The organism is Cupriavidus sp. GA3-3 (genome assembly GCF_000389805.1).
Classification (GTDB): Bacteria; Pseudomonadota; Gammaproteobacteria; order Burkholderiales; family Burkholderiaceae; genus Cupriavidus; species Cupriavidus necator_D.
The window spans coordinates 74355-94211 of sequence record NZ_KB944474.1 but is presented as its reverse complement, the minus strand read 5'-3'; the positions used below and the strand labels follow the sequence as shown (position 1 = coordinate 94211).

Below are 19857 nucleotides of genomic sequence, written 5' to 3'. Positions count from 1 at the left end.
CTCAGGCGGCCATGCGGCCGGGCTGCGGGGCGCGCAGGTCGGCACCGGTGGCGCGCGCCAGCGCGGCGCGGATCGCGGCCGGGTCGGGGTGGTGCCAGCGGGCGCAGACATGCTGGTCCGGGCGGACCAGGTAGCAGGTGCCGGGCGTGGCACCGTAGCGCGCGGCGGCCAGGCCCTCGTCGTCGCGCAGCACGGTGGCATTGGTGCAGGTCACCGCCGGCTGCGCGGCGTCGGTCACGTAGACCAGCCGCAGCGGCACGCCGCTGTCTTTCGGCGCGGCGAGGCCGGCGAGCGTGGCTGCATCGATGGTGTCAGGGCTGCCGAACACCAGCACAGTGAAGTCCCCGCCCAGGTGCGACAGCAGCCAGCCCGCGCCCTGCGCGCCGGATACCGGCGCGTCGCAGCAGACCGCGCCAGGCACCAGCTTGCAGGCATAGTCCTGGGCATCGTCAGCGGTGTTCAGCGGCGAATCCTGCAGCACCGCGGGCACCGACAGCCGCCCGCTGTTGACCAGGGTGCGCGCAAACGCATGGCGCCTGGACAGGGTCAGCACCGCATCGCGGAACACGCGGCTGACCGCGCTCTTGGGCGTGATGAAGTCGGTGGAACGTGTGGAGTTGCGCAGGTTCTCGTCGGCGGCGTATTCGCGCTCGCTGGCGTAGGTGTCCAGCAGCTTGTCGCAGGCATGGCCCTGCAGCACATAGGCCAGCTTCCAGGCCAGGTTCTCGGCGTCCTGGATGCCGCTGTTGGCGCCACGCGCGCCGAACGGCGACACGCCATGCGCGGCATCGCCGGCGAACAGGATATTGCCGTGGCGGAAGCTGTCCATGCGAAGGCAGGAGAACGTATAGACGCTGACCCATTCCAGCTCGAACTTCACGTCCTTGCCCAGCAGCGCCTGCACCCGCGGGATCACGCGCTCCGGCGTTTTCTCCAGCTCCGGGTCGGCGTCCCAGCCGAGCTGGAAATCGATGCGCCAGACGTTGTCCGGCTGGCGGTGCAGCAGCACCGACTGGTTCGGGTGGAAGGGCGGGTCGAACCAGAACCAGCGCTCGCTCGGGAAATCCGCTTCCATCTTCACGTCGGCAATCAGGAAGCGGTCGCGGAAGGTGCGGCCCTTGCTGTCCAGGCCCAGCAGCTTGCGCATCGGGCTGCGCGAACCGTCGGCGGCCACCACGTAGCGCGCCGCCAGCGGGTAGCTGCCGTCAGGCGTCTCGATGGTCAGTATCACGCCGTCCTCGGACGTGCCGCGCTGTTCCAGCCCGACCACCTTGTTGCGCCAGCGGATCTCGATATTGGGCAGCGCCTGCGCGCGCTCCAGCAGGTAGCCTTCGAGGTAGTACTGCTGCAGGTTGATGAAGGCAGGGCGGCGGTGGCCGCTCTCGGGCAGCAGGTCGAAGCTGTAGACCTGCTGGTCGCGCAGGAACACCTTGCCGACGTGCCAGCGCACGCCCTTGTCGACCATGCGCTCGCCGCAGCCAAGCCGGTCGAAGATATCCAGCGTGCGCTTGGAAAAACAGATTGCTCGCGATCCGGTGGACAGCGTGCAGTCGTCATCCACCAGCACCACGGCCACGCCGCGCTGCGCCAGGTCGATGGCGGTGGCCAGGCCGACCGGCCCGGCGCCGACCACGACGACCGGGTGGACGGCCGGATCGGCCCCTTTCTGTTGCTCGGCGCAGGGCTGGTACTCGAACGACAGCCGCTGGTAATCGATGCTGCTCATGCCTGTGTCTCCATCCATAGCTTGTTGCCCGACTTATTCTTTTTGGAGGTCAGTCCTGCAGTGCGGCCCACATTTCCTTGTCGCGCTGGGCCGTCCAGATGCGCGGGTGGCGGACGCCGCTGGCCTCGTCATAGGCGCGCGAGACGTCGAAGGGCAGGCAGTGCTCGTAGATAAAGACCTGGCCAAACTTGGGGTCCATCGCGCGCCGGGTGTGCGCCATCGCGGCCTTCAGGTCGAGCTTCTCGGCCACGGCTTCCTTGCCGGCCTGGAACAGCGTGGTGACGAAGTCCTTGGTGTAGGCGATACCCTTGTCCACTTCCTCCGGCGTGGTCAGCGCGGGGCCGCGGCCGGGCACCAGCTTTTCCGGCTTGAGTGCCTGCAGCGCGTCCAGCGTGGCCGGCCAGTCTTCCAGCTGGGCGTCGCCGCAGTAGCAGGCGGCGTCGTACTCGACCAGGTCGCCGGAGAACAGCACCTTCTGCTGCGGCAGCCAGACCACGGTGTCGCCCTTGGTATGGCCCGAGCCCAGGTGGGCGATGCGCACTTCCAGCTTGCCCAGGAACAGCGTGATTTCCTTCTCGAACACCAGCGTCGGCCAGGTCAGGCCGGGCACGGTCTCGACGCCGGCGAACAGGCGCGGGAAGCGCTCGATCTCGGACTTCATGTCGGCCTCGCCGCGCTCGACGATCATCTCGTAGGTGCCGCGGCTGGCGATGACCTGCTGCGCGCCTTCGGCGAAGTAGGCCGACGCGCCCAGCACGCGCACCGCGTGGTAGTGCGACAGCACCACGTACTTGATGGGCTTGTCGGTGATGGTGCGGATGCGGGCGATCAGGTCCTGCGCCATGGCCGGCGTGGCGGTGGTGTCGACGATCAGTACGCCGTCGTCGCCGATGACCACGCCCGAATTGGGATCGCCTTCGGCGGTGTAGGCCCAGGCGTTCTCTGACAGTTGGGTGAAGGTGACCTGCTTGGCTTCCAGGTCGGCCTGCGATGCGAATGCCTTGGACATGGCGTCTTTCCTTTGTGTGGGGAGGCGAGACGGCACCGGCACGATGGCTGCGTTGCGCTGGCCGCGGGCTGTCTCGCCCCGTTTCTATGGATGTCTGACGGCGTGGGTCGCCGTGTTCGGACGGGGTAGTGCAATCTTAGGAAACGTTAAAAAATTAATCAATAGCGAAATGATTAGCCTATGACAAATAATTGAGGCATGCCGCGAACGCCATCGGAGGCAGGTGGAGTTTGTTCGGGTAAACCCCCGTGCGCACGGCAACGGGAGGCGTTCGATTAATATCCGGGTTTTCCGATCACACAGGATGGCAATGGCCAGGCGCAAGGCTGGGGAAGCAGGAACGCAGGCGGACGAGCCCGCTGCGCGTGCCGACAAGGCGCAGCGCGGCATCCAGAGCGTGGAGGTGGGCGGGCGCCTGCTGGTGGCGCTGGCGGTCGCGCGCGCGCCAATGCCGCTGGCCGCGCTGGCCGAGGCGGCGCAGCTGGCGCCGGCCCAGGCGCATGCCTACCTGGTCAGCCTGACGCGGCTGGGCCTGATCAAGCGCGACCACCTCTCCGGCCGCTACGAGCCCGGGCCGCTGTCGCTGCAGCTGGGCATGCTGCACCTGGAGCAGGACGCCGCCTGGCGCGCCGCGCAGCCCCGGGTGGATGCGCTGGCGCAGGCGTCCGGATTCAGCGTGGCAATCAGCATTGCCGGGCCGCAGGGCCCGACCATCGTGCGCTATGTGCCGGCCAGCGCGCCGCTGCATGTCAACCTGCACGTGGGCACGGTGATGGCACTGGCCGCCACGGCCACCGGGCGCGTGTTCTGTGCCTTCCAGCCGCCGGCACTGTGGCAGCCGCTGTGGCGCGCACAGCAGCCGGGCGCGGCCGAGTCCGACCTGGCCGCCTTCAGCGCCAGCCTGGGAGAAATCCGAGCGCGCGGCATCGAGCGCAGCATCGACACGCCCAGCCCGGCTGTCAGCAGCCTCAGCGTGCCGGTGCTGGACGCCGCTGGCGTGCTGCGGCTGGTGCTGACGCTGGTGGGATCGACCGGTGCCATCGAGGTGGACTGGCGCGGCGCTGCGGCGCAGGCCCTGCTGGCCGCGGCGGCGGACATCGGCGCCGCGCTGCGCGATGAAGAGGGGCGCCTGGCATGAGCGGCGCGACCGAAACCCAGCAAGACCTGGAAGGCGGCAAGCCGCAGCGCGGCATCCAGTCGCTGGACAGCACCGGCCAGCTGCTGGTGGCGCTGGTGGCTGCCGGCCGGCCGCTGGCGCTGCGCGACCTGGCGCTGGCCGCGGGCATGCCGCCGGCCAAGGCGTTCCCGCATCTGGTCAGCCTGCAGAAGACCGGCCTGCTGGCGCGCGATGCCGCGGGCAACTACCTGTGCGGACCGCTGGGACTGGAACTGGGGCTGATCGCGCTGCAGCGGCTGTCGCCGACGCGTGAGGCGGAACCGGAGGTGATCGAGCTGGCCGGCGCCACCGGCCTGAGCGTGGCCATGGCAGTGCTGGGGCCACTGGGGCCCACGGTGGTCCGGCTGGAGGAATCGGCGCGGCCCCAGCACGTAAGCCTGCGCGTGGGCACGGTGCTGTCGCTGGTCCATACCGCGATTGGCCGCACCGCCGCTGCGTACCTGCCAGCCAACGTGCTGGCGGGCTTGCTGGAAAAGGACGATTTGCGCATGGCCGGCGCCGCCGCGGCCGAAGTGCTTGAACCCGGCGGCAAGCTGGCGCCGGCCTACGCCGGGCGCCTGGCGCAGGTGCGCGCGGCGCGGCTCGACAATGCGCTGAGCCACCCGGTGCCGGGCATCGACACGCTGGCGGCGCCGGTATTCGACCACACCGGCAGCCTGGCGCTGGTGATCGCCGTGATGGGCTCGAGCGGCAGCTTTGACAGCAGCACCGCGGGCGCCACTGCCGCGCTGGTGCGGCAGGCGGCGCGCCGGCTGTCGTGGCGCTTCGGCGCGCCGGACACGGCCTGGGCTCAGGCTATCAGTTGTCCAGCTTGATGTTGGCCGACTTGATCAGGCTGTCCCACTTCTCGAACTGCGCGCGGATATAGCTGCCGAACTGCGCCGGCGTGGCGGGGAAGGGCACGGTGCCCTGGCTGGCCAGCCTGGCGGCCAGGTCAGGCTGCTTCAGCGCCGCCACGATCTCGCCGTTGAGGCGGTCGATCACTGCCTTGGGCGTGCCGGCCGGCGCGGCCACGCCAAACCACGCGGTCAGCTCGTAGCCGGGCACGCCGGCGGCGGCCAGCGTGGGCACGCCTGGGAGCTGGTCAGAGGGTTTCTGCGTCGTCACCGCCAGCGCGCGCACGCGGTTGTCGCGGATATACGGCAGCGCGGTCGAGACGCTGTCGAACATCATGGTGATGCGCCCGCCGATCAGGTCGGTCATCGACGCGGCGCTGCCCTTGTACGGAATGTGCGTGATATTGACAGCCGCCAGGTGGGTGAAGAGCTCGCCCGCCAGGTGCGACGACGAGCCGTTGCCGAACGAGCCATAGGTCAGCTTGCCCGGCTCCTTGCGCGCCAGCGCCAGCAGCTCCTGCACGGTGCGCGCCGGCACGCTGGGATGCACCACCAGCACGTTGGGCAGGTAGGCGACCGAAGCCACCGGCGCGAAGTCCTTCAGCGGATCGTAGCCAGGCTTGTCATAGAGGCTTTTGTTGACCGCCAGCGAGCCGAAGGTGCCGAACAGCAGCGTATAGCCGTCGGCCGGGGCCCGCGCCACCGCGATGGCCGCCAGGTTGCCGCCGGCGCCGGGCCGGTTGTCGATCACCACCGGCTGGTGCAGCCGCGCCGACAGTGCGTTGCCGATCTCGCGCGCCAGCAGGTCGGTGGCGCCGCCGGGCGGAAAGGGCACCACCAGCCGCACCGGCTTGTCGGGATAGTCCGCCAGCGCGGTACCGGCGGCCGTGGCCGCGAACGCAAATACCAGCCCCGCGGCTGCACGCCTGATCCAACCCTGCATCGCTGTCTCCTTTCTGTGATCTGTTGCGATGGAATGGCCGTCAGTGTGTAGCAGCGCCGGCAGGCGCGTGTTTGGAATTGGCGAAGGTCGGGTTCGGTGCCGGAACGGGTCATTCCGGCGGGCGCAGCCGGGCGATGGTGCCGAACAGCGTTTCCAGCTCCACCGGCTTGACCAGGTGTGCGTCGAAGCCGGCGGCCTCGGTACGCTGCCGGTCCGCCGGCTGGGCGAAGCCGGTCAGCGCCACGAAGCGCGTCAGCTCGGTGCCGGCCACGAGGCGCATGGCGCGCACCACTTCGAAGCCGTCCATGCCGGGCATGGCCAGGTCGATCAGCGCGATATGCGGGCGGCAGCGGGGCGCCACATGCAGGGCCTCGGCGCCGTCGTAGGCAATGGTCACCTCGTGGCCGCATATCTCGAGCAGCATGGCCAGGCTGTCGGCGGCGTCGCGGTTGTCGTCGACCAGCAGGATGCGCTGCGCCTGCAACTCGGGTGCGACCGGACCCTGGGCCGGCAGTGCGGCTCCTGGCCGGGGGTCCTCCTTGTGCGAGGCCGTCAGCGGCAGCCGCAGCGTGAAGGTGCTGCCTTGTCCCGCCCCGGCACTGGCGGCAGAGATGGTGCCGCCATGCAGCTCAACCAGTGACCGGCACAGCGACAGGCCGATGCCCAGCCCGCCATGCAAGTCGGTGCCCGGACGGCTTTCCTGCATGAACAGGTTGAAGATCTCGTCGATGGCCTGGGGCCCGATGCCACAGCCCTGGTCCATTACCTGGACCTGCAGTGTGCGGTTCTGGATGGTGGTGGCGATCGTCACCGACGAGCCGGGCGGCGAGAATTTCGATGCATTGAGCACCAGGTTCTGCATGACCTGCACCAGCCGCGTCTTGTCGGCACGCATTGGGATCGAGCCGGCATGGGTCCGCACTTCGACGCACTGCGACTTGGCATCCAGCGCCGGCTGCGCTGCCTCGACGCCGAGCGCGATGATCTCGTTGAACTCGACCGGCTCCATGCGCAGCTCGATCCGGCCGGAGGTGATGCGCCCGATGTCGAGCAGGTCGTCCACCAACCGGCTCAGGTGGGTCACCTGGCGCTCGATCATGGCCAGGCTCCGGTTTGCCAGCACCGCATCCTCCGGCGCCAGCCGCATCGCCGCGAGCGCGCTGTGCACCGGCGCCAGCGGATTGCGCAGTTCATGCGAAAGGGTGGCCAGGAACTCATTCATGCGCTGGCTGGAGCGTTCCAGCTCTTCGCGGCGGCGGCGCTCGCTCATGTCCCGCGTCACCTTGGCAAAGCCGCGCAGCGTGCGTGACTCGTCGTATACCGCTGTCAGGGTGACATTGGCCCAGAACAGCGACCCATCCTTGCGCACGCGCCAGCCTTCGTCTTCCACGCGCCCGACGCGCTGCGCCAGTGCCAGGTGCCGTGACGGCTTGCCAGCGGCAACATCCTCCTGCGGATAGAACACCGAGAAATGACGGCCGATGATCTCGTCGCGGCGGTAGCCCTTGATATAAGAGGCACCGGAATTCCAGCTGACGATATGGCCGCCGGGATCGAGCATGAAGATCGCGTAATCCTTGACCCCCTCCACCAGCAGCCGCAGGGTTTCTTCGCTCTGGTGCAGGGCCTCGGCGGCGCGGCGCCGCTCGGTCATGTCCCGCGTGACCTTGGCGAAGCCGATCAGCCGGCCCTCGGCGTCCTTCAGGGCGGTGATGACGACATTGGCCCAGAAGCGGCTGCCGTCCTTGCGCACGCGCCACCCCTCGTCCTCGAACCGGCCCTGTTCGGCCGCGGCCTTCAGTTCGGCTTGCGGCCAACTCCGGGCGATCGCATCCGGCGTGTAGAACTGCGAGAAATGCTTGCCCAGGATCTCCTCGCGGGCATAGCCCTTGATGCGCGCCGCGCCCTTGTTCCAGCTGGAGACATGGCCGCCGACGTCGAGCGTGAAGATGGCGTAGTCCTGCACGGAGTCCACCAGGGTCTGGTAAGGCACATCGGGCAGGTCGGCCCGGATCTCTTGCGAACGCCCGCCCGATGGCTCGCCAGCGTCGGGGCGAGGTACGCTTCCGGCGGGTTGCTGCGGGTCCTCGGGGTGTCTTGTCATGGCATGTCCTGAACGGCGTCCTGCCGGCGTGGCCCGCCAGCGCATCCGGTGCTGGTCTTGTAGCAAGGATACCCCGCAAGCAGCCTGGCAGGGCCAATGGCCGGGGATGCCGGTGGCCCCGGCAGCGCAGGTCCGGATCAGAAGCTTCTGTACTGCAAATCAGAATGTGCGGATTGTCTAGGGAAACTGGCTCCATAGAATGGTTGCACAAGGGCTTTCAGCTCTTCCATCCAGAGGCGCCAATGACACAGTTAGACGAATGCCACCTGCCGTGCGACGGCATGCCGTGCAGCGCAGATTGCCAACTGGCCCGCTTCTACCTGGGAGGCGCCCGGGGCTTGCCGGGCGGCGCCCGGGGCTTCCACCGCACGGTGCGCCTGCGCAAGGGCCAGTGCCTGTACCTGCTGGGCGACCCCGTGACCTCGCTCTACGCAATCCGCGTCGGCACAGTCAAGACCCACGTGACCACGGAAGACGGCCGCACGCAAGTGGTCGGCTTCCACTTCCCCGGCGACCTGGTCGGGCTGGACAGCCTGGCGCATCCGCACTATGCGTCCTACGCCACCGCGCTGGAGGACACCAAGCTGTGCATGCTCGGCATGGACGCGCTGCGCGGCGCCGCCGCCGGCATGCCGGAGCTTGCCAACCAGCTGTTCCTGGCGCTCGGCGGACAGGCGCAGCGCGCACGCGCGCTGCAGACCATGCTGGCGCTGATGACCGCCGAAGAGCGGCTAGTGACCTTCCTGCTGTGGATGGCTGAAGGCTTTGCGGCGCGCGGCTTCTCGTCCTCGGAGTTCGTGCTGCGCATGAGCCGGGAGGAAATCGGCAGCTATATCGGCCTGACGCTGGAAACAGTCAGCCGGCAGTTCTCGCGGCTGGCGGACTGCGGGCTGATCCGGGTGAGGCACCGCACCATCTCGCTGCTCGACAAGCCCGCCTTGCGGGCCATCGCCGAGCGCCCGATGATCTCCGCGCACGCGCCTGCGTGCGATCGGCAGGTGCCCCGGCGCGGCCCGCACGATGCCCGCCGGCTTGCACCGCGCACGGCCGGTGGCCAGGCTGTGGCAGCCGAATGACCAAGCCCGGCCAGCGCGAGGACCGAATGGAACATGCAACACCGGCCGGCACCGCGGCTGAAGAGACGGCCAGCGACCTGGTCGGCGAGAGCCTGCGGGAAATCACGGACCTGAACCTCTCCTACCTGCTGCTGGTGCAGCGGCTGATGCGCGAGAACGAGCCCGAGGCCCTGTTCCGGCTTGGCATCGAGCGCAAAGTGGGCCGTGTGCTGGCCGCGCTCACGCCGCAGCAGATGGTGGCACTGGCGCGCTCCAACCTGGTGCTGTGCCGTTTCAGGCTGGAAGACAGCATGCTGGTGGCCGCGCTGACCGGCGCCGAGCCGCTGCATGCCCTGCAGAACATGCACGCGGCCATCGTGATGGCCGCGCAGCGCGGGTAGTGGAACCAAAATCGGAGGCTGTATGACGGGCAATGCGATGACGCAAGTCGAATGGAAGCGGATGGCGCTCGACCGCGGCCGCAGGGGGGACCACCCGCCCGGGCCAACCCGCATGGAACTCTCTGGCACGCTGCAGATGCAGGATATTGTCCAGGCACTGGGGGCGGAGCCCGATGAGCAGCGCTGTGTCGAGGCCGGCCTCGAGGTGCTTGCGATGGCCGGGCACCCGCCTGCGCGCGCCGTGGTGTCGATGGACCACGGGCGGCCGCCGGCGCTGGAATTCTATGTCGATGCCGCTGTGCCGACCTGCTGCGAACTGGACTGCACCGTGCAGCACGCGATCGCCAGCCGTTTCACCAGCGTGCTGCCGCCGGGCCTGGCAGTCACGGTGCTGCCGCTGGCCGCCTATGCACAGGAAGCCACCGACGAAGTCAAGGCGTTTGACGCGGATACCTTGCGCACCTGCGCCCGCGAACTGCTGGGCCGCGGCGGGGAGATGAACCAGCGCCTGGCGGTGGTGTGCGCCTACCTGTCGGCGCTGCATGGCGCGCAGGCCGTTGCCGAGCAGCTTGGCTACCTTGAGCAGAGCCTGCTTGCGCGGGGCCAGGAGGCCTTGTCCTGGCGCCTGCGCCGGCACCGCAGCGTGGAAGGGCGGGAGCTGGCGCAGGCATTGGAAGGACTATCCCGCGCCGCGGCTGGCGCCCTGTATGAGTTCGGCGCCAGTTACAGCGCTGCGCGCGCCAGCTATCAGCTGGAGCAGATGCAGCGTGTCCATGACCGGATCGCGCGCTTTCGCGACACCTGCCGGCACGGCGGGCGCTGCCCCGAGCCCCGGCACGCCGTGTGCGCGGACACGGCGTACTGAGTCGCGGCAATCAGATGCCGGCCATGCAGGTGTACTTGATGACCAGGTAATCCTCGATGCCGTAGTGCGAGCCCTCGCGGCCCACGCCAGACTGCTTGACGCCGCCGAACGGCGCCACCTCGTTGGAGATCAGGCCGGTATTGACGCCCACCATGCCGTATTCCAGGCGTTCGGAGACGCGCCAGACCCGGCCCAGGTCGCGGGCATAGAAGTAGCTGGCGAGGCCAAACTCGGTGTCGTTGGCCATGGCGACGACGTCATCCTCGGTTTCGAAGCGGAACAGCGGTGCCAGCGGGCCGAAGGTTTCCTCGCGCGCGACCAGCATGCCGGCGCCGACGTCGGCCAGTACGGTCGGCTGGAAGAAAGAATGCCCCAGCGCATGGCGCTGGCCGCCCTGCAGCAGGCGCGCGCCCTTGCCGAGCGCGTCGGCGATATGCTCTTCCACCTTGGCCACGGCCTTGTCGTCGATCAGCGGGCCGATGCGCACGCCATCTTCCATGCCGTTGCCGACCTTCAGGGCCGCTACTGCCGCCACCAGCTTCTGCGCAAACGCCTCGTACACGCCCGTCTGCACGTAGATGCGGTTGGCGCAGACGCAGGTCTGCCCGGCATTGCGGTACTTGGACACGATCGCGCCTTCAACCGCCGCGTCCAGGTCGGCATCGTCGAACACGATAAAGGGCGCATTGCCGCCCAGCTCCATCGACACCTTCTTGATCGTCGACGCGGTCTGGGCCATCAGCACGCGGCCAACCTCGGTCGATCCGGTGAAGGTGAGCTTGCGCACCAGCGGGTTGCTGCTCATCTCGCCGCCGATGGCGCCGGCCGAGCCGGTCACCACCGACAACACCCCGGCCGGAATGCCCGCGCGCTCGGCCAGGGCCACCAGCGCCAGCGCTGTCAGCGGGGTTTGCGATGCCGGCTTGAGCACCATGGTGCAACCTACCGCCAGGGCCGGGCCGGCCTTGCGCGTGATCATGGCGGCGGGGAAGTTCCACGGCGTGATGGCTGCGCATACCCCCACCGGCTCCTTGGTCACGACTATGCGCTGGTTGCTGACCGGCGCCGGGATGGTGTCGCCATAGACGCGCTTGCCTTCCTCGGCAAACCATTCGATAAACGAGGCCGCGTAGGCGATTTCGCCGCGCGCTTCGGCGATCGGCTTGCCCTGTTCGGCGGTCATGATGCGCGCGAGATCTTCCTGGCTGGCCATGATCAGTTCGAACCATTTGCGCAGCAGCGCCGAGCGCTCCTTGGCGGTGCGGGCGCGCCATGCCGGCAGCGCGCGGTTGGCGGCTTCGATGGCCTGGCGGGTTTCATCGGCGCCCAGTTGCGGGACCTGTCCCACGCGCTCGCCGGTGGCCGGGTTGGTGACGTCGATGCGGCGCTCGCCGTCGACCCAGCGGCCGTCGATATAGCACTGCTGCCGCAGCAGCGAGGAGTCCTGGAGGTTCAGCATGGTTGTCTCGGTGGATGCCGGCGGTGCCGGACGTCTTGTGGAAGCCTGAGACAACGATTGTAATCCGGCGGTCTAGGTTGAGGTCTCTGGCGGACCGGCAGGTGCTTCGATACCCCAGTCGCCGTACTCCAGCCAGTCGTCGCCGAGCAGTTCAATCGGGTGCTGCGTGCGGCTGGAGCCGTTGCCGCAGCCCATGTCGTCTACGGAGCAGTACTTGTCGCAGCCCCAGCAGATGCGCTCGGGGTGGCGGGGATGAAGGGGAAATCTCTTGGCCATGGCTTGCGGTTGGGAACTGCTGAGACGATTATGCCCACACCCGCAAGCCGTCGATTTGCGCAACCGCAAGCACAAGTCAGCCGGGAGCCATCCCGCTTAGTCCCATCCGTCGGCATCCAGCCGGGTCCAGCGGTCGGGCGCCTCGCCATCGGGCGAGGCCAGCAGCAGTGTCTGGCCGCAGTGCGCGCAACGGTACACAAACGCATTCTGGCCGCTGGCGGTGCGCAAGGTCGCCGACATCACCAGCCTGGGATGCGGCGGCACGTGGCCCGGCCGGTCCAGCTGCGACTCGCACAGGTCGCAAATAGACATCATTGTTTTCCTCCGCACGATCCCCGGCGTAGCAAGAATGCTGTGGTGCAGCATTCGCTTTTCCAGTATAGCGGCGGATCGATAGTGCCGTTGGGCGATGGCGGGCGGCTATTCGCCAAGGAACTCTGCCACCACTTCGAGCCCTTCAATGTGATCGGCAACCACCTTGGCGATGGTGATCAGCGGGATGGCGAGCAACATGCCCCATACGCCCCAGAGCCAGGTGAACAGGAGCAGTGCAACAAATACGGCCACCGCGTTCATGCGCGCCATGCGGCCGGTCATCCAGGTGGTGACGACCGACCCGATCAGCGTGGCGATCAGCAGCGATCCGACCGTTGCCGCGGCTGCCATGCCGAGCGTGCCGAACTGCATGAAGGTCACCACCCCCAGGCAGACCGCGATTGCCAGGGCGCCGAAGTAGGGCACCAGGTGCAGCGCCGCGGCCGCGATTGCCCAGCTGCCGGCGTTGTGCACGCCCAGCCACTTGAGCAGCAGCCAGGTACAGGCGCCCAGGGCCGTATTGGTCACCAGCAGCATGCCCATGTAGCGGCGGATGGAGCGGTTGACCTCGTCCAGCATGTGCACGCTGATCTTCTTCTCGGAAATGGTATGCCCGACCATCTTGATGAACTTGCGCTTGAAGGTATCGCCGGCCAGCAGCAGGAAGTACAGCAGGAAGACCACTACCACCGCCTGTCCGGCCATGGTGAAGATGCTGACCGAGCCGGCCAGCAGCATGTTGTGGATCTGGGCGGGCGCTTGCTCCACCACCACCTGCGTGCCGCGTGCGGGCGGGGGCTGGCCGGTGCCGCTGAGGACGGTGGCGGCGCGACGTACCTTCTGCCACATGGAATCGTCGCCGCTCATCAGCGCGCCGACCGAGCGCGACAGCTTGCTGGCCGTCTCGGGCAGGCTGTTGACGATCGATTCCACCTGCCCCTGCAGCAGGTAGGCGCCGCTGAGCAGGGCGCTCAGCACGGCCAGCAACACCACGGTGCCCGCCAGCGCGCGCGGCAGGCCCAGCCGCTGCAACGCGCAGACCAGCGGGTCCAGCAGGTAGGCCAGGACGATCGCGAGCACCACCGGAATGAGGAATTCGCGTGCGATATGCACGGCGTACAGCGAAAAGAGCGTCGCCAGCACCACCAGTGCCACGCTGGCACGGTGCAGCGAGGCGGTGACGGCATCGGCCGGCACGACTGAGTCAGCCATCTCCGCCATCGTGCGGGACCCGGCGGCGCCCTCGGTGTCGGCGCCGGCATGCGGGCTGCCGTCGGCGGGCAACGGAACGGGCGAAGCAGGGGGCAGCGAAGAAGGCGCGGAATCGGGAATGGTCGACATAGTCGGGCGCCCTGGCAAAAGGCCTGGCGCTGCTATGAAGATAGCTGGCCGGCAGGCTGCGGCTGTCGGACGCCGCCGCCTGCGCATGTCAGACAAGCTCGGCAGCGAGGCGCCTTACAAGCGACACCGCCCGGCCGGCAGCATGGCGCTGCACGACCGGGCGGTACGGTGACTGCGGGCGGGAGCGCGCAGGCTCAACCTGTCACCGTCTTGGTTTCAAGGAACTCGGCAATGCCTTCGGGGCCGTATTCACGCCCGTTGCCGGACGTCTTGTAGCCGCCGAACGGTGCGGTGAGGTCCATTGTCGCGCCGTTGATGCGCACGCTGCCGGCGCGCAGGCGGGCGGCCAGCTTGCGTGCCCGCGCCGCGTCGGACGACGCGATGTAGGCGGCCAGGCCGAACTCGGTGTCATTGGCGATTGCCACCGCCTCTTCTTCTGAGTCGTACGGCAGCAGGCATATCACCGGCCCGAAGATCTCTTCGCGCGCGATGGTCATGTCATTGCGCACGTCGGCAAAGATGGTCGGGCGCGCATAGAAGCCGCGCTGCAGCCCGTCGGGGCGGCCGGGGCCGCCTGCGGCCACGCGCGCGCCTTCCTCGATGCCCACCCCGATGAGGCGCTGCACCTTGTCGTACTGGCCGCGGTTGGAGATCGGGCCCATCTTGGTTTCGGGGTCGGACGGGTCGCCCACCTTGACCGCGTTGGCGACGGCGGCGGCAATCTGCACGGCCTGCTCATAGCGCGAGCGCGGCACCAGCATGCGCGTCGGCGCGATGCAGGTCTGTCCGGTGTTGACCGTGCACTGCGCCACGCCGCTGGTCACCGCCGCCTGCAGGTCGGCATCGTCCAGGATGATCATCGGCGACTTGCCGCCCAGCTCCTGCGCCACGCGCTTGACCGTGGGCGCGGCGCTGATGGCCACTTCCACGCCGGCGCGGGTCGAGCCGGTGATCGACACCATGTCGACGTCGCGATGCGACGACAGCGCGGCCCCCACCGCGCGGCCCTCGCCATAGATCATGTTGAAGACACCCGGCGGCGTACCCGCGGCATCCATGATCTCGGCGAAGATCCGGGCGTCCAGCGGCGCGATCTCGGATGGCTTGAGCACCACGGTGCAACCCGCCGCCAGCGCCGGCGCCACCTTGGCCGCGATCTGGTTCAGCGGCCAGTTCCACGGCGTGATCAGCGCCGCCACGCCGATGGCCTCGCGCAGGATGCAGCTGTTGCCGCGGGTGGTTTCGAACTCGAAGTCGCGCAGCGCCTGCAGCGTTGCCTGCAGCTGTGCCAGGCCGATCGCGGCCTGCAGATTGGTGGCCAGCGTGATCGGTGCGCCGATCTCCTGGCGCACCGCCTGCGCCAGGTCGCCCATGCGCGCCTGGTAGGCGGCGATGATGCGCTCAAGCAGGGCGATGCGTGTTTCACGCGTGGACACCGACCAGGCCGGGAAGGCTGCGCGCGCCGCGCCCACGGCCTGGTCCACGTCCGCCGCGGTGCCCATGGCGAGCGTGCCCGCGACCGCTTCGGTGGCAGGATCGATGATGTCGGCCTGGGTCGCGCCCGCTGCGGGCTGCACCCACTTGCCATTGATATAGAACTTGTCGACGATGTTCATGCCGGTTGCCTCGGATTGGCTTTGGGTGGGGACGGTCAGACCGGGCGGTCGCCGATGATGGTGGCGCGGTTCATATGGCGCACGGCCGGGAAGTAATCCTGCACCGCGTAGTGTTGCGTGGAGCGGTTGTCCCAGAGCGCGATGGTGTCCGGCTGCCAGCGCAGGCGCACCTGGTACTCTGGCGCGGCGGCCTGGCGGTACAGGTACTGCAGCAGGTCCAGTTCGGCCGGGCGGTAGTCGGAGCCGATGCGATATGGCGCTTCCTTGACGAAGTTGGCGAAATGCGTGGTGAAGGCTTCGTTGACGAACAGGATCTTTTCGCCGGTTTCCGGGTGCGTGCGTACCACCGGGTGCACCATCGGCGGATACTTGGCGCGCATCTCCGCGTATTTTTCTTCGTTCAGCGCCGAGCCGAAGGTCGGCATGGCGTCGTGCACGGCCTTCAGGTTGGCGATGCGGGCCTTCATGTCCTGCGGCAGGTTTTCATAGGCCGCGGCCATATTGATCCACATGGTATCGCCGCCGACCTCCGGGCACTCCACGCAGCGCAGCATCGAACCCATCGACGGGATCTCACGCCAACTAACGTCCGAGTGGTAAAGGTTCTCGCGCCCGCGCGTCGTGCCATCGCGCCCGAATACAACCAGTTCGGGATGTTCCGGGTGGTTGGTAAACATCGGATGCACTTCCAGCTCGCCGAAGCGGCGCGCCACGGCCACGTGCTGGGCTGGCGTGATTGCCTGCTTGCGGAAGAACAGCACCTTGTACTTCAGCAGTGCGCGGCGCAGTGAGAGATAGGTGTCGTCGTCCAGCGGCTCGCGGAAATCGATGCCTTCGACATCGGCGCCGATCGTCGGCGTGCAGCGGCGCACGGCAAAGGGAAAGGCTTCATTGTCCAGCGCGCGGTAGGCTTCCGGGCTGATGGTGGTTGCGGCAGTGGCTTGCATGGGGTGTCTCCTCGGTGTGGTGGTTGCCAATGCAGGGGGATAGCCGGCTTAGCGGTGCGAGGCCTTGACCAGGTCCGCAGCCTTTTCGCCGATCATGATGGCGGGGGCGTTGGTGTTGCCGCCGATCAGCGTCGGCATGATCGATGCGTCAGCGACGCGCAGGCCCTCCACGCCTTGCACGCGCAGTTCCGGGTCGACTACCGCCATGTTGTCGACGCCCATCTTGCAGGTGCCGACCGGGTGGTAGACCGTGTCCGCGTGCGTGCGCACGAAGTCGCGGATGGCGGCTTCATTGCTGCTGTCGGGGCCGAAAGCGTCGGTCAGGATTTCGCGCCCGCCGTGCTGCGCCAGCGCAGGCTGCGCAAAGATGCGGCGGATTGCCCGCACGCCTGCGACCATGCCGGCCATGTCTTCCTCAGCCGACAGGAAGCGCGGATCGATCACCGGCGTCTCGCGCATGTCGGCGCTGCGCAGGCGCACATGGCCGCGGCTCTTCGGACGCAGCACGCAGGCGTGGCAGGAGTAGCCGTGGCCCAGTTTGCCCAGGTTGCGGTTGCCGAGCAGCGCCACGGCAAAGTGCAGCTGCACATCCGGGATGTCCAGCTCGGGGCGGCTGCGCAGGAACGCACCGGCCTCGGCGATATTGGACGACACCATGCCGGTGCGGTTGCGCCGGTAGCGCATCACCTCGCGCGCCAGCCGCAACATGCCGCGGCCGGTCTTGCCGAACAGCTCGGTCGTTTGCAGCTGCTTGTTGACGATGATGTCGAGGTGGTCCTGCAGGTTCTCGCCCACGCCCGGAAGGTCATGGACCACGTCGATGCCGAAGTTGCGCAAGTGCGCGGCCGGGCCGATGCCGGATGCCAGCAGCAACTGCGGCGAGTTGAAGGTGCCGCCGCTGACCACGATCTCGCGCCGTGCGCGCAGGGTCTGCACCGCCCCGCCGCGCACGACTTCCACGCCGACAGCGCGCCTGCCTTCGAACACGATGCGCAGCGCTTGCGTATCGGTCAGCACCGCCAGGCCGCGACGGCCGCCATTGAGCGCCGTGTCCGCGGCATTGCCGTTGTGCAGGTAGGCCCGCGCCGAGTTCCAGCGCTCGCCGTTGCGCTGCGTCACCTGGTACAGGCCGACGCCTTCCTGGCTGTGGCCATTGAAGTCGTCGTTGTGAGGCAGGCCGGCCTGGATCGCTGCCTGGACAAAGCGCTGTGCAAACGGATTGGGCGAGCGCAGGTCGCTCACATGCAGCGGCCCGTCATTGCCGTGCAGCGGATGTTCCTGGCCGGCCAGGCTAGGATTGCGCTCGCTGCGGCGGAAGTAGGGCAGGACGTCGTCGAAGCCCCAGCCCCGGCAACCGAGCGCGGCCCAGTCGTCGTAGTCGCGCCGATGGCCGCGGATATAGACCATGCCGTTGATCGAGGAGCTGCCGCCCAGGCCGCGCCCGCGCGGCTGGTAGGAGCGGCGGCCGTTCAGGCCCGGTTGCGGTACCGTGTAGTAGGCGTAGTTGCGCGGGCCGGCCTTGGGCACCACCGCGGCAATGCCCACCGGCGCCCAGATCGAGAAGTGATGATCATGCGGCCCGGCCTCGAGCAGCGCCACGGTCGCACTCGGGTCTTCTGCCAGGCGCCCCGCCACGGCGCACCCCGCCGATCCCGCGCCGATCACGATGTAGTCGAACTCCGCCGCCGCGCTGGCGGTGTCTTGTGATGTCTTGGTATTCAATTTACGTGTCTCCTGAGTTGCCAGCATGCGGTGATCTGCGGGGGCGCGCGCATATCTGGTGACGACGGATACTGCCATTACCTGTTATAACAGGTCAATAGGGTTACGCCGCAGGCTGTTATGATAGGTATAATCCCTTCCACCCAGTTCGGAGCCGCCGCCAAGGCGGAACATAAGTGGCGCTGCCCAGGTTCAAAGAGATCGAAAACGAGATTCGCCAGCGAATCGCCAGCAACACATGGGGGCCGGGCGCCAAGCTTCCGTCCGAGGCGGAGCTGGTGGCGGAATTCGCGGTCAGCCGGATCACCGTGCGCCAGGCCCTGTCCGGGCTGCACAACGCCGGCCTGATCGAGAAGGTCAACGGCAAGGGCAGTTTCGTGACTCGTCCCTCAGACACGCCCAGCCTTGGCGCGCTGACCGGTTTCTATGAAACCGCACGCGCCCGTGGCCAGCTCGCCTACGGCAAGCTGGCGTCGGTACGGCTGGTGCGCGCGCCGGCCCATGTGGCGGCGGCGCTGCGTCTTCAACCTGGCGAGAAAGTGCTGAGCGTGGCCACCGTGCGGTACTGGGATGACGCGGCCGTCGCGCATTTCACCCTGATGGGTCCTGAGCCGCTGATGCGCCGCCTGGTGCAGGAGGACCTGGAAACCAACGACGCCATGTCGCTGTTTGAAAGCCGGCTCGGGTACCGGTTCAAGGAAGTGGCGATGGAAGCTACCGCCGTTGCCGCGCCCGCGGACGTGGCGCGCCGGCTCGGTGTTGCCGAGGGCGAACCGCTGTTGCGCCTGCGCAGCACGCCGCATGATATCGATGACACACCGTTGTTCTGCGGCGAACTGCTGTTCCGCCCGGACCGCTATGCCTACAAGTGGACACTGACGCGCTAGCACGGATGCCTGCCATCTTCAGTCGATACTGAACTGCGCCGGCGCGGTAACTTTTACCCGCGGCGCGCACTTCTTACTGTGGCCGGACCGCAGTCATGTCACTTTCCCGCATTGCCGGGCGCCGCGTTGCCAACCCGGCCCGCGCCGCTCGTCGTATGGCGCCGCTGGTACGTCAGTTGCGTCTTCCGCAGCAGAGCTGCGTTCCAGCGCGCTCACCGGCAGCCTGCGCCGTGCAGCAAGGCTTGCCGCCAACCTGCTAGATGGAGGAAGACATGAAAACAACACTAGGCATCGGCACAGCCCTGCTCGCACTTGGCATCCTGGCGGGTTGCTCCGCCACCGGCAGCACCACCGGCTCTGGCTCGCTGTCCGGCTCCGGTTCGGTCACCGAACAGAGCCGCAGCCGCAGCGCCACCCCTGGCTCAAGCACTTCTACCGGCACGTCCGGCGCTACCAGCACGACCAGCCCGAGCGGCACCTCCAGCGGCAGCAGCGGTGCAGCCAGCGGCTCGGGCACGGCCCGCTGACGCCGGCGCCGCCGCCGGTGGCCTGGCACCGGAGGCGGCGCGGCTTCACTATCGGTCCCGGCCGGTAACAACGCGCGCGTCGCGGCGCGCGGGAATGATGTCCTCGTCGGCCAGCCGTTGTTGCAGGTCGTTGTTGGGCACGTGGGTAAAGTCCTTGCCAATTTCCTTCGTGATGACGTCGGTGACGCCGGCGGGAAGGGCTTTGCGCAGCAGGCCCAGGAAACGCGGCGCCGCGATCAGCGCCAGTGAGTCAAAGCGCTGCTTGTTGCGCGCATCGGCAAGGTAGTCCGCCACGCGGCGGGCAAACAGCTGCGCTTCCTGGTGCAGTTCATCCTCGCCGGCCGACGATGTGACGGTGGACGGCCCGGCCTGGTGGGCACCGGGGTGCCCGGCGTCGCCCTGTACGGCGGCGTGGCCGCGCCGGCCGTAGGCGTCGCGACGCAGGTTGGCGCGGTCGCCATGTGCTGCCGCGTCAGTGATTTCCTCAACCAGAGCCATTGGCGCGGTTGAGGCGTGCGAGGCAAAAATGCGGGCGAGGGATTCGTCCGCCACAAGAATCCAGGTGTGTTTCATGATCGCTCCGGTTGCCGGTGCGAACACCGGTCCCCCATCCCTCGCTTCAAAGGATACGCCATCCGGGCAGGGGGACGT

The 19857-nt window shown here is 68.0% G+C and carries 19 protein-coding genes; 7 read left to right on the top strand and 12 right to left on the bottom strand.

Annotated features, from left to right (window positions below):
• Position 1: 1 nt before the first annotated feature.
• Together C265_RS12410 and C265_RS12405 are read right to left on the bottom strand one after the other, a co-directional pair.
• Positions 2-1726, bottom strand: a complete 1725-nt coding sequence (locus C265_RS12410; RefSeq protein WP_010814532.1) for an FAD-dependent oxidoreductase — start codon at positions 1724-1726, stop codon at positions 2-4.
• Positions 1727-1775: 49 nt separating this feature from the next.
• Positions 1776-2735 (bottom strand): MBL fold metallo-hydrolase, encoded by a 960-nt coding sequence (locus tag C265_RS12405; RefSeq protein WP_010814531.1) that lies wholly within the window; start codon positions 2733-2735, stop codon positions 1776-1778.
• Between the two features lie 310 nt (positions 2736-3045).
• On the opposite strand from C265_RS12405, the gene C265_RS12400 reads away from it, so the two are divergent.
• Both C265_RS12400 and C265_RS12395 read left to right on the top strand, forming a co-directional pair.
• On the top strand, positions 3046-3873 hold the full coding sequence (locus tag C265_RS12400) for an IclR family transcriptional regulator (protein ID WP_010814530.1): 828 nt from the start codon (positions 3046-3048) through the stop codon (positions 3871-3873).
• Positions 3870-4727, top strand: coding sequence for an IclR family transcriptional regulator (locus C265_RS12395; RefSeq protein WP_010814529.1), 858 nt, complete (start codon positions 3870-3872; stop codon positions 4725-4727). Before C265_RS12400 ends, C265_RS12395 begins: the two co-directional genes overlap by 4 nt.
• On the opposite strand, the gene C265_RS12390 is transcribed toward C265_RS12395, so the two are convergent.
• Positions 4711-5691, bottom strand: a complete 981-nt coding sequence (locus C265_RS12390) for a tripartite tricarboxylate transporter substrate binding protein (RefSeq protein WP_010814528.1) — start codon at positions 5689-5691, stop codon at positions 4711-4713. The two genes, C265_RS12395 and C265_RS12390, sit on opposite strands and share 17 nt — an antisense overlap.
• Before the next feature lie 109 nt (positions 5692-5800).
• Positions 5801-7795 (bottom strand): PAS domain-containing sensor histidine kinase, encoded by a 1995-nt coding sequence (locus tag C265_RS12385; RefSeq protein ID WP_037024225.1) that lies wholly within the window; start codon positions 7793-7795, stop codon positions 5801-5803.
• Positions 7796-8037: 242 nt separating this feature from the next.
• Between C265_RS12385 and C265_RS12380 the strand changes: the two genes are divergently transcribed.
• Genes C265_RS12380 through C265_RS12370 form a run of 3 tightly spaced genes read left to right on the top strand, consistent with a single transcriptional unit; the run spans position 8038 to position 10116 of the window.
• Positions 8038-8871 carry a helix-turn-helix domain-containing protein gene (locus tag C265_RS12380; RefSeq protein ID WP_246840202.1) on the top strand — a complete coding sequence of 278 codons (834 nt, stop codon included), beginning with the start codon at positions 8038-8040 and terminating at the stop codon, positions 8869-8871.
• 26 nt (positions 8872-8897) lie between these two features.
• Positions 8898-9251: a flagellar transcriptional regulator FlhD gene (flhD, locus tag C265_RS12375; RefSeq protein ID WP_051398604.1), complete on the top strand. Its 354-nt coding sequence runs from the start codon at positions 8898-8900 to the stop codon at positions 9249-9251.
• 22 nt (positions 9252-9273) lie between these two features.
• Positions 9274-10116 carry a hypothetical protein gene (locus C265_RS12370; RefSeq protein ID WP_010814524.1) on the top strand — a complete coding sequence of 281 codons (843 nt, stop codon included), beginning with the start codon at positions 9274-9276 and terminating at the stop codon, positions 10114-10116.
• 10 nt (positions 10117-10126) lie between these two features.
• Here C265_RS12370 and gabD read toward each other — a convergent pair whose 3' ends face one another.
• The 7 genes from gabD to C265_RS12335 all read right to left on the bottom strand — a co-directional run bounded on the left by gabD (position 10127) and on the right by C265_RS12335 (position 17819).
• Positions 10127-11575 carry an NADP-dependent succinate-semialdehyde dehydrogenase gene (gene gabD, locus C265_RS12365; protein WP_010814523.1) on the bottom strand — a complete coding sequence of 483 codons (1449 nt, stop codon included), beginning with the start codon at positions 11573-11575 and terminating at the stop codon, positions 10127-10129.
• A 72-nt stretch (positions 11576-11647) separates the two neighbouring features.
• Complete coding sequence (locus C265_RS12360; protein ID WP_037024223.1) at positions 11648-11851, bottom strand: DUF3079 domain-containing protein; 204 nt, start codon at positions 11849-11851, stop codon at positions 11648-11650.
• 96 nt (positions 11852-11947) lie between these two features.
• Positions 11948-12163 (bottom strand): hypothetical protein, encoded by a 216-nt coding sequence (locus C265_RS12355; RefSeq protein WP_010814521.1) that lies wholly within the window; start codon positions 12161-12163, stop codon positions 11948-11950.
• A 108-nt stretch (positions 12164-12271) separates the two neighbouring features.
• Complete coding sequence (locus tag C265_RS12350) at positions 12272-13378, bottom strand: AI-2E family transporter (protein ID WP_246840201.1); 1107 nt, start codon at positions 13376-13378, stop codon at positions 12272-12274.
• A 323-nt stretch (positions 13379-13701) separates the two neighbouring features.
• Positions 13702-15123 carry an aldehyde dehydrogenase family protein gene (locus C265_RS12345; RefSeq protein WP_010814519.1) on the bottom strand — a complete coding sequence of 474 codons (1422 nt, stop codon included), beginning with the start codon at positions 15121-15123 and terminating at the stop codon, positions 13702-13704.
• A 35-nt stretch (positions 15124-15158) separates the two neighbouring features.
• On the bottom strand, positions 15159-16070 hold the full coding sequence (locus tag C265_RS12340) for a TauD/TfdA family dioxygenase (protein ID WP_010814518.1): 912 nt from the start codon (positions 16068-16070) through the stop codon (positions 15159-15161).
• Between the two features lie 48 nt (positions 16071-16118).
• Positions 16119-17819 (bottom strand): GMC family oxidoreductase, encoded by a 1701-nt coding sequence (locus C265_RS12335; protein WP_011617294.1) that lies wholly within the window; start codon positions 17817-17819, stop codon positions 16119-16121.
• A 149-nt stretch (positions 17820-17968) separates the two neighbouring features.
• On the opposite strand from C265_RS12335, the gene C265_RS12330 reads away from it, so the two are divergent.
• Together C265_RS12330 and C265_RS32505 are read left to right on the top strand one after the other, a co-directional pair.
• Entirely contained in the window at positions 17969-18679 is a 711-nt protein-coding gene (locus C265_RS12330; RefSeq protein ID WP_010814516.1) for a GntR family transcriptional regulator, read from the top strand.
• 272 nt (positions 18680-18951) lie between these two features.
• Positions 18952-19206 (top strand): hypothetical protein, encoded by a 255-nt coding sequence (locus C265_RS32505; RefSeq protein WP_168163311.1) that lies wholly within the window; start codon positions 18952-18954, stop codon positions 19204-19206.
• 48 nt (positions 19207-19254) lie between these two features.
• Here C265_RS32505 and C265_RS12320 read toward each other — a convergent pair whose 3' ends face one another.
• Entirely contained in the window at positions 19255-19806 is a 552-nt protein-coding gene (locus tag C265_RS12320) for a host attachment protein (RefSeq protein WP_234788113.1), read from the bottom strand.
• Between the last annotated feature and the right edge of the window lie 51 nt (positions 19807-19857).

Coding starts and splice junctions, on each gene's coding strand:
- C265_RS12410 (WP_010814532.1), bottom strand. CDS start 1,726: ATGAGCAGCATCGATTACCAGCGGCTGTCGTTCGAGTACCAGCCCTGC.
- C265_RS12405 (WP_010814531.1), bottom strand. CDS start 2,735: ATGTCCAAGGCATTCGCATCGCAGGCCGACCTGGAAGCCAAGCAGGTC.
- C265_RS12400 (WP_010814530.1), top strand. CDS start 3,046: ATGGCCAGGCGCAAGGCTGGGGAAGCAGGAACGCAGGCGGACGAGCCC.
- C265_RS12395 (WP_010814529.1), top strand. CDS start 3,870: ATGAGCGGCGCGACCGAAACCCAGCAAGACCTGGAAGGCGGCAAGCCG.
- C265_RS12390 (WP_010814528.1), bottom strand. CDS start 5,691: ATGCAGGGTTGGATCAGGCGTGCAGCCGCGGGGCTGGTATTTGCGTTC.
- C265_RS12385 (WP_037024225.1), bottom strand. CDS start 7,795: ATGACAAGACACCCCGAGGACCCGCAGCAACCCGCCGGAAGCGTACCT.
- C265_RS12380 (WP_246840202.1), top strand. CDS start 8,038: ATGACACAGTTAGACGAATGCCACCTGCCGTGCGACGGCATGCCGTGC.
- flhD (WP_051398604.1), top strand. CDS start 8,898: ATGGAACATGCAACACCGGCCGGCACCGCGGCTGAAGAGACGGCCAGC.
- C265_RS12370 (WP_010814524.1), top strand. CDS start 9,274: ATGACGGGCAATGCGATGACGCAAGTCGAATGGAAGCGGATGGCGCTC.
- gabD (WP_010814523.1), bottom strand. CDS start 11,575: ATGCTGAACCTCCAGGACTCCTCGCTGCTGCGGCAGCAGTGCTATATC.
- C265_RS12360 (WP_037024223.1), bottom strand. CDS start 11,851: ATGGCCAAGAGATTTCCCCTTCATCCCCGCCACCCCGAGCGCATCTGC.
- C265_RS12355 (WP_010814521.1), bottom strand. CDS start 12,163: ATGTCTATTTGCGACCTGTGCGAGTCGCAGCTGGACCGGCCGGGCCAC.
- C265_RS12350 (WP_246840201.1), bottom strand. CDS start 13,378: ATGGCTGACTCAGTCGTGCCGGCCGATGCCGTCACCGCCTCGCTGCAC.
- C265_RS12345 (WP_010814519.1), bottom strand. CDS start 15,123: ATGAACATCGTCGACAAGTTCTATATCAATGGCAAGTGGGTGCAGCCC.
- C265_RS12340 (WP_010814518.1), bottom strand. CDS start 16,070: ATGCAAGCCACTGCCGCAACCACCATCAGCCCGGAAGCCTACCGCGCG.
- C265_RS12335 (WP_011617294.1), bottom strand. CDS start 17,819: ATGCTGGCAACTCAGGAGACACGTAAATTGAATACCAAGACATCACAA.
- C265_RS32505 (WP_168163311.1), top strand. CDS start 18,952: ATGAAAACAACACTAGGCATCGGCACAGCCCTGCTCGCACTTGGCATC.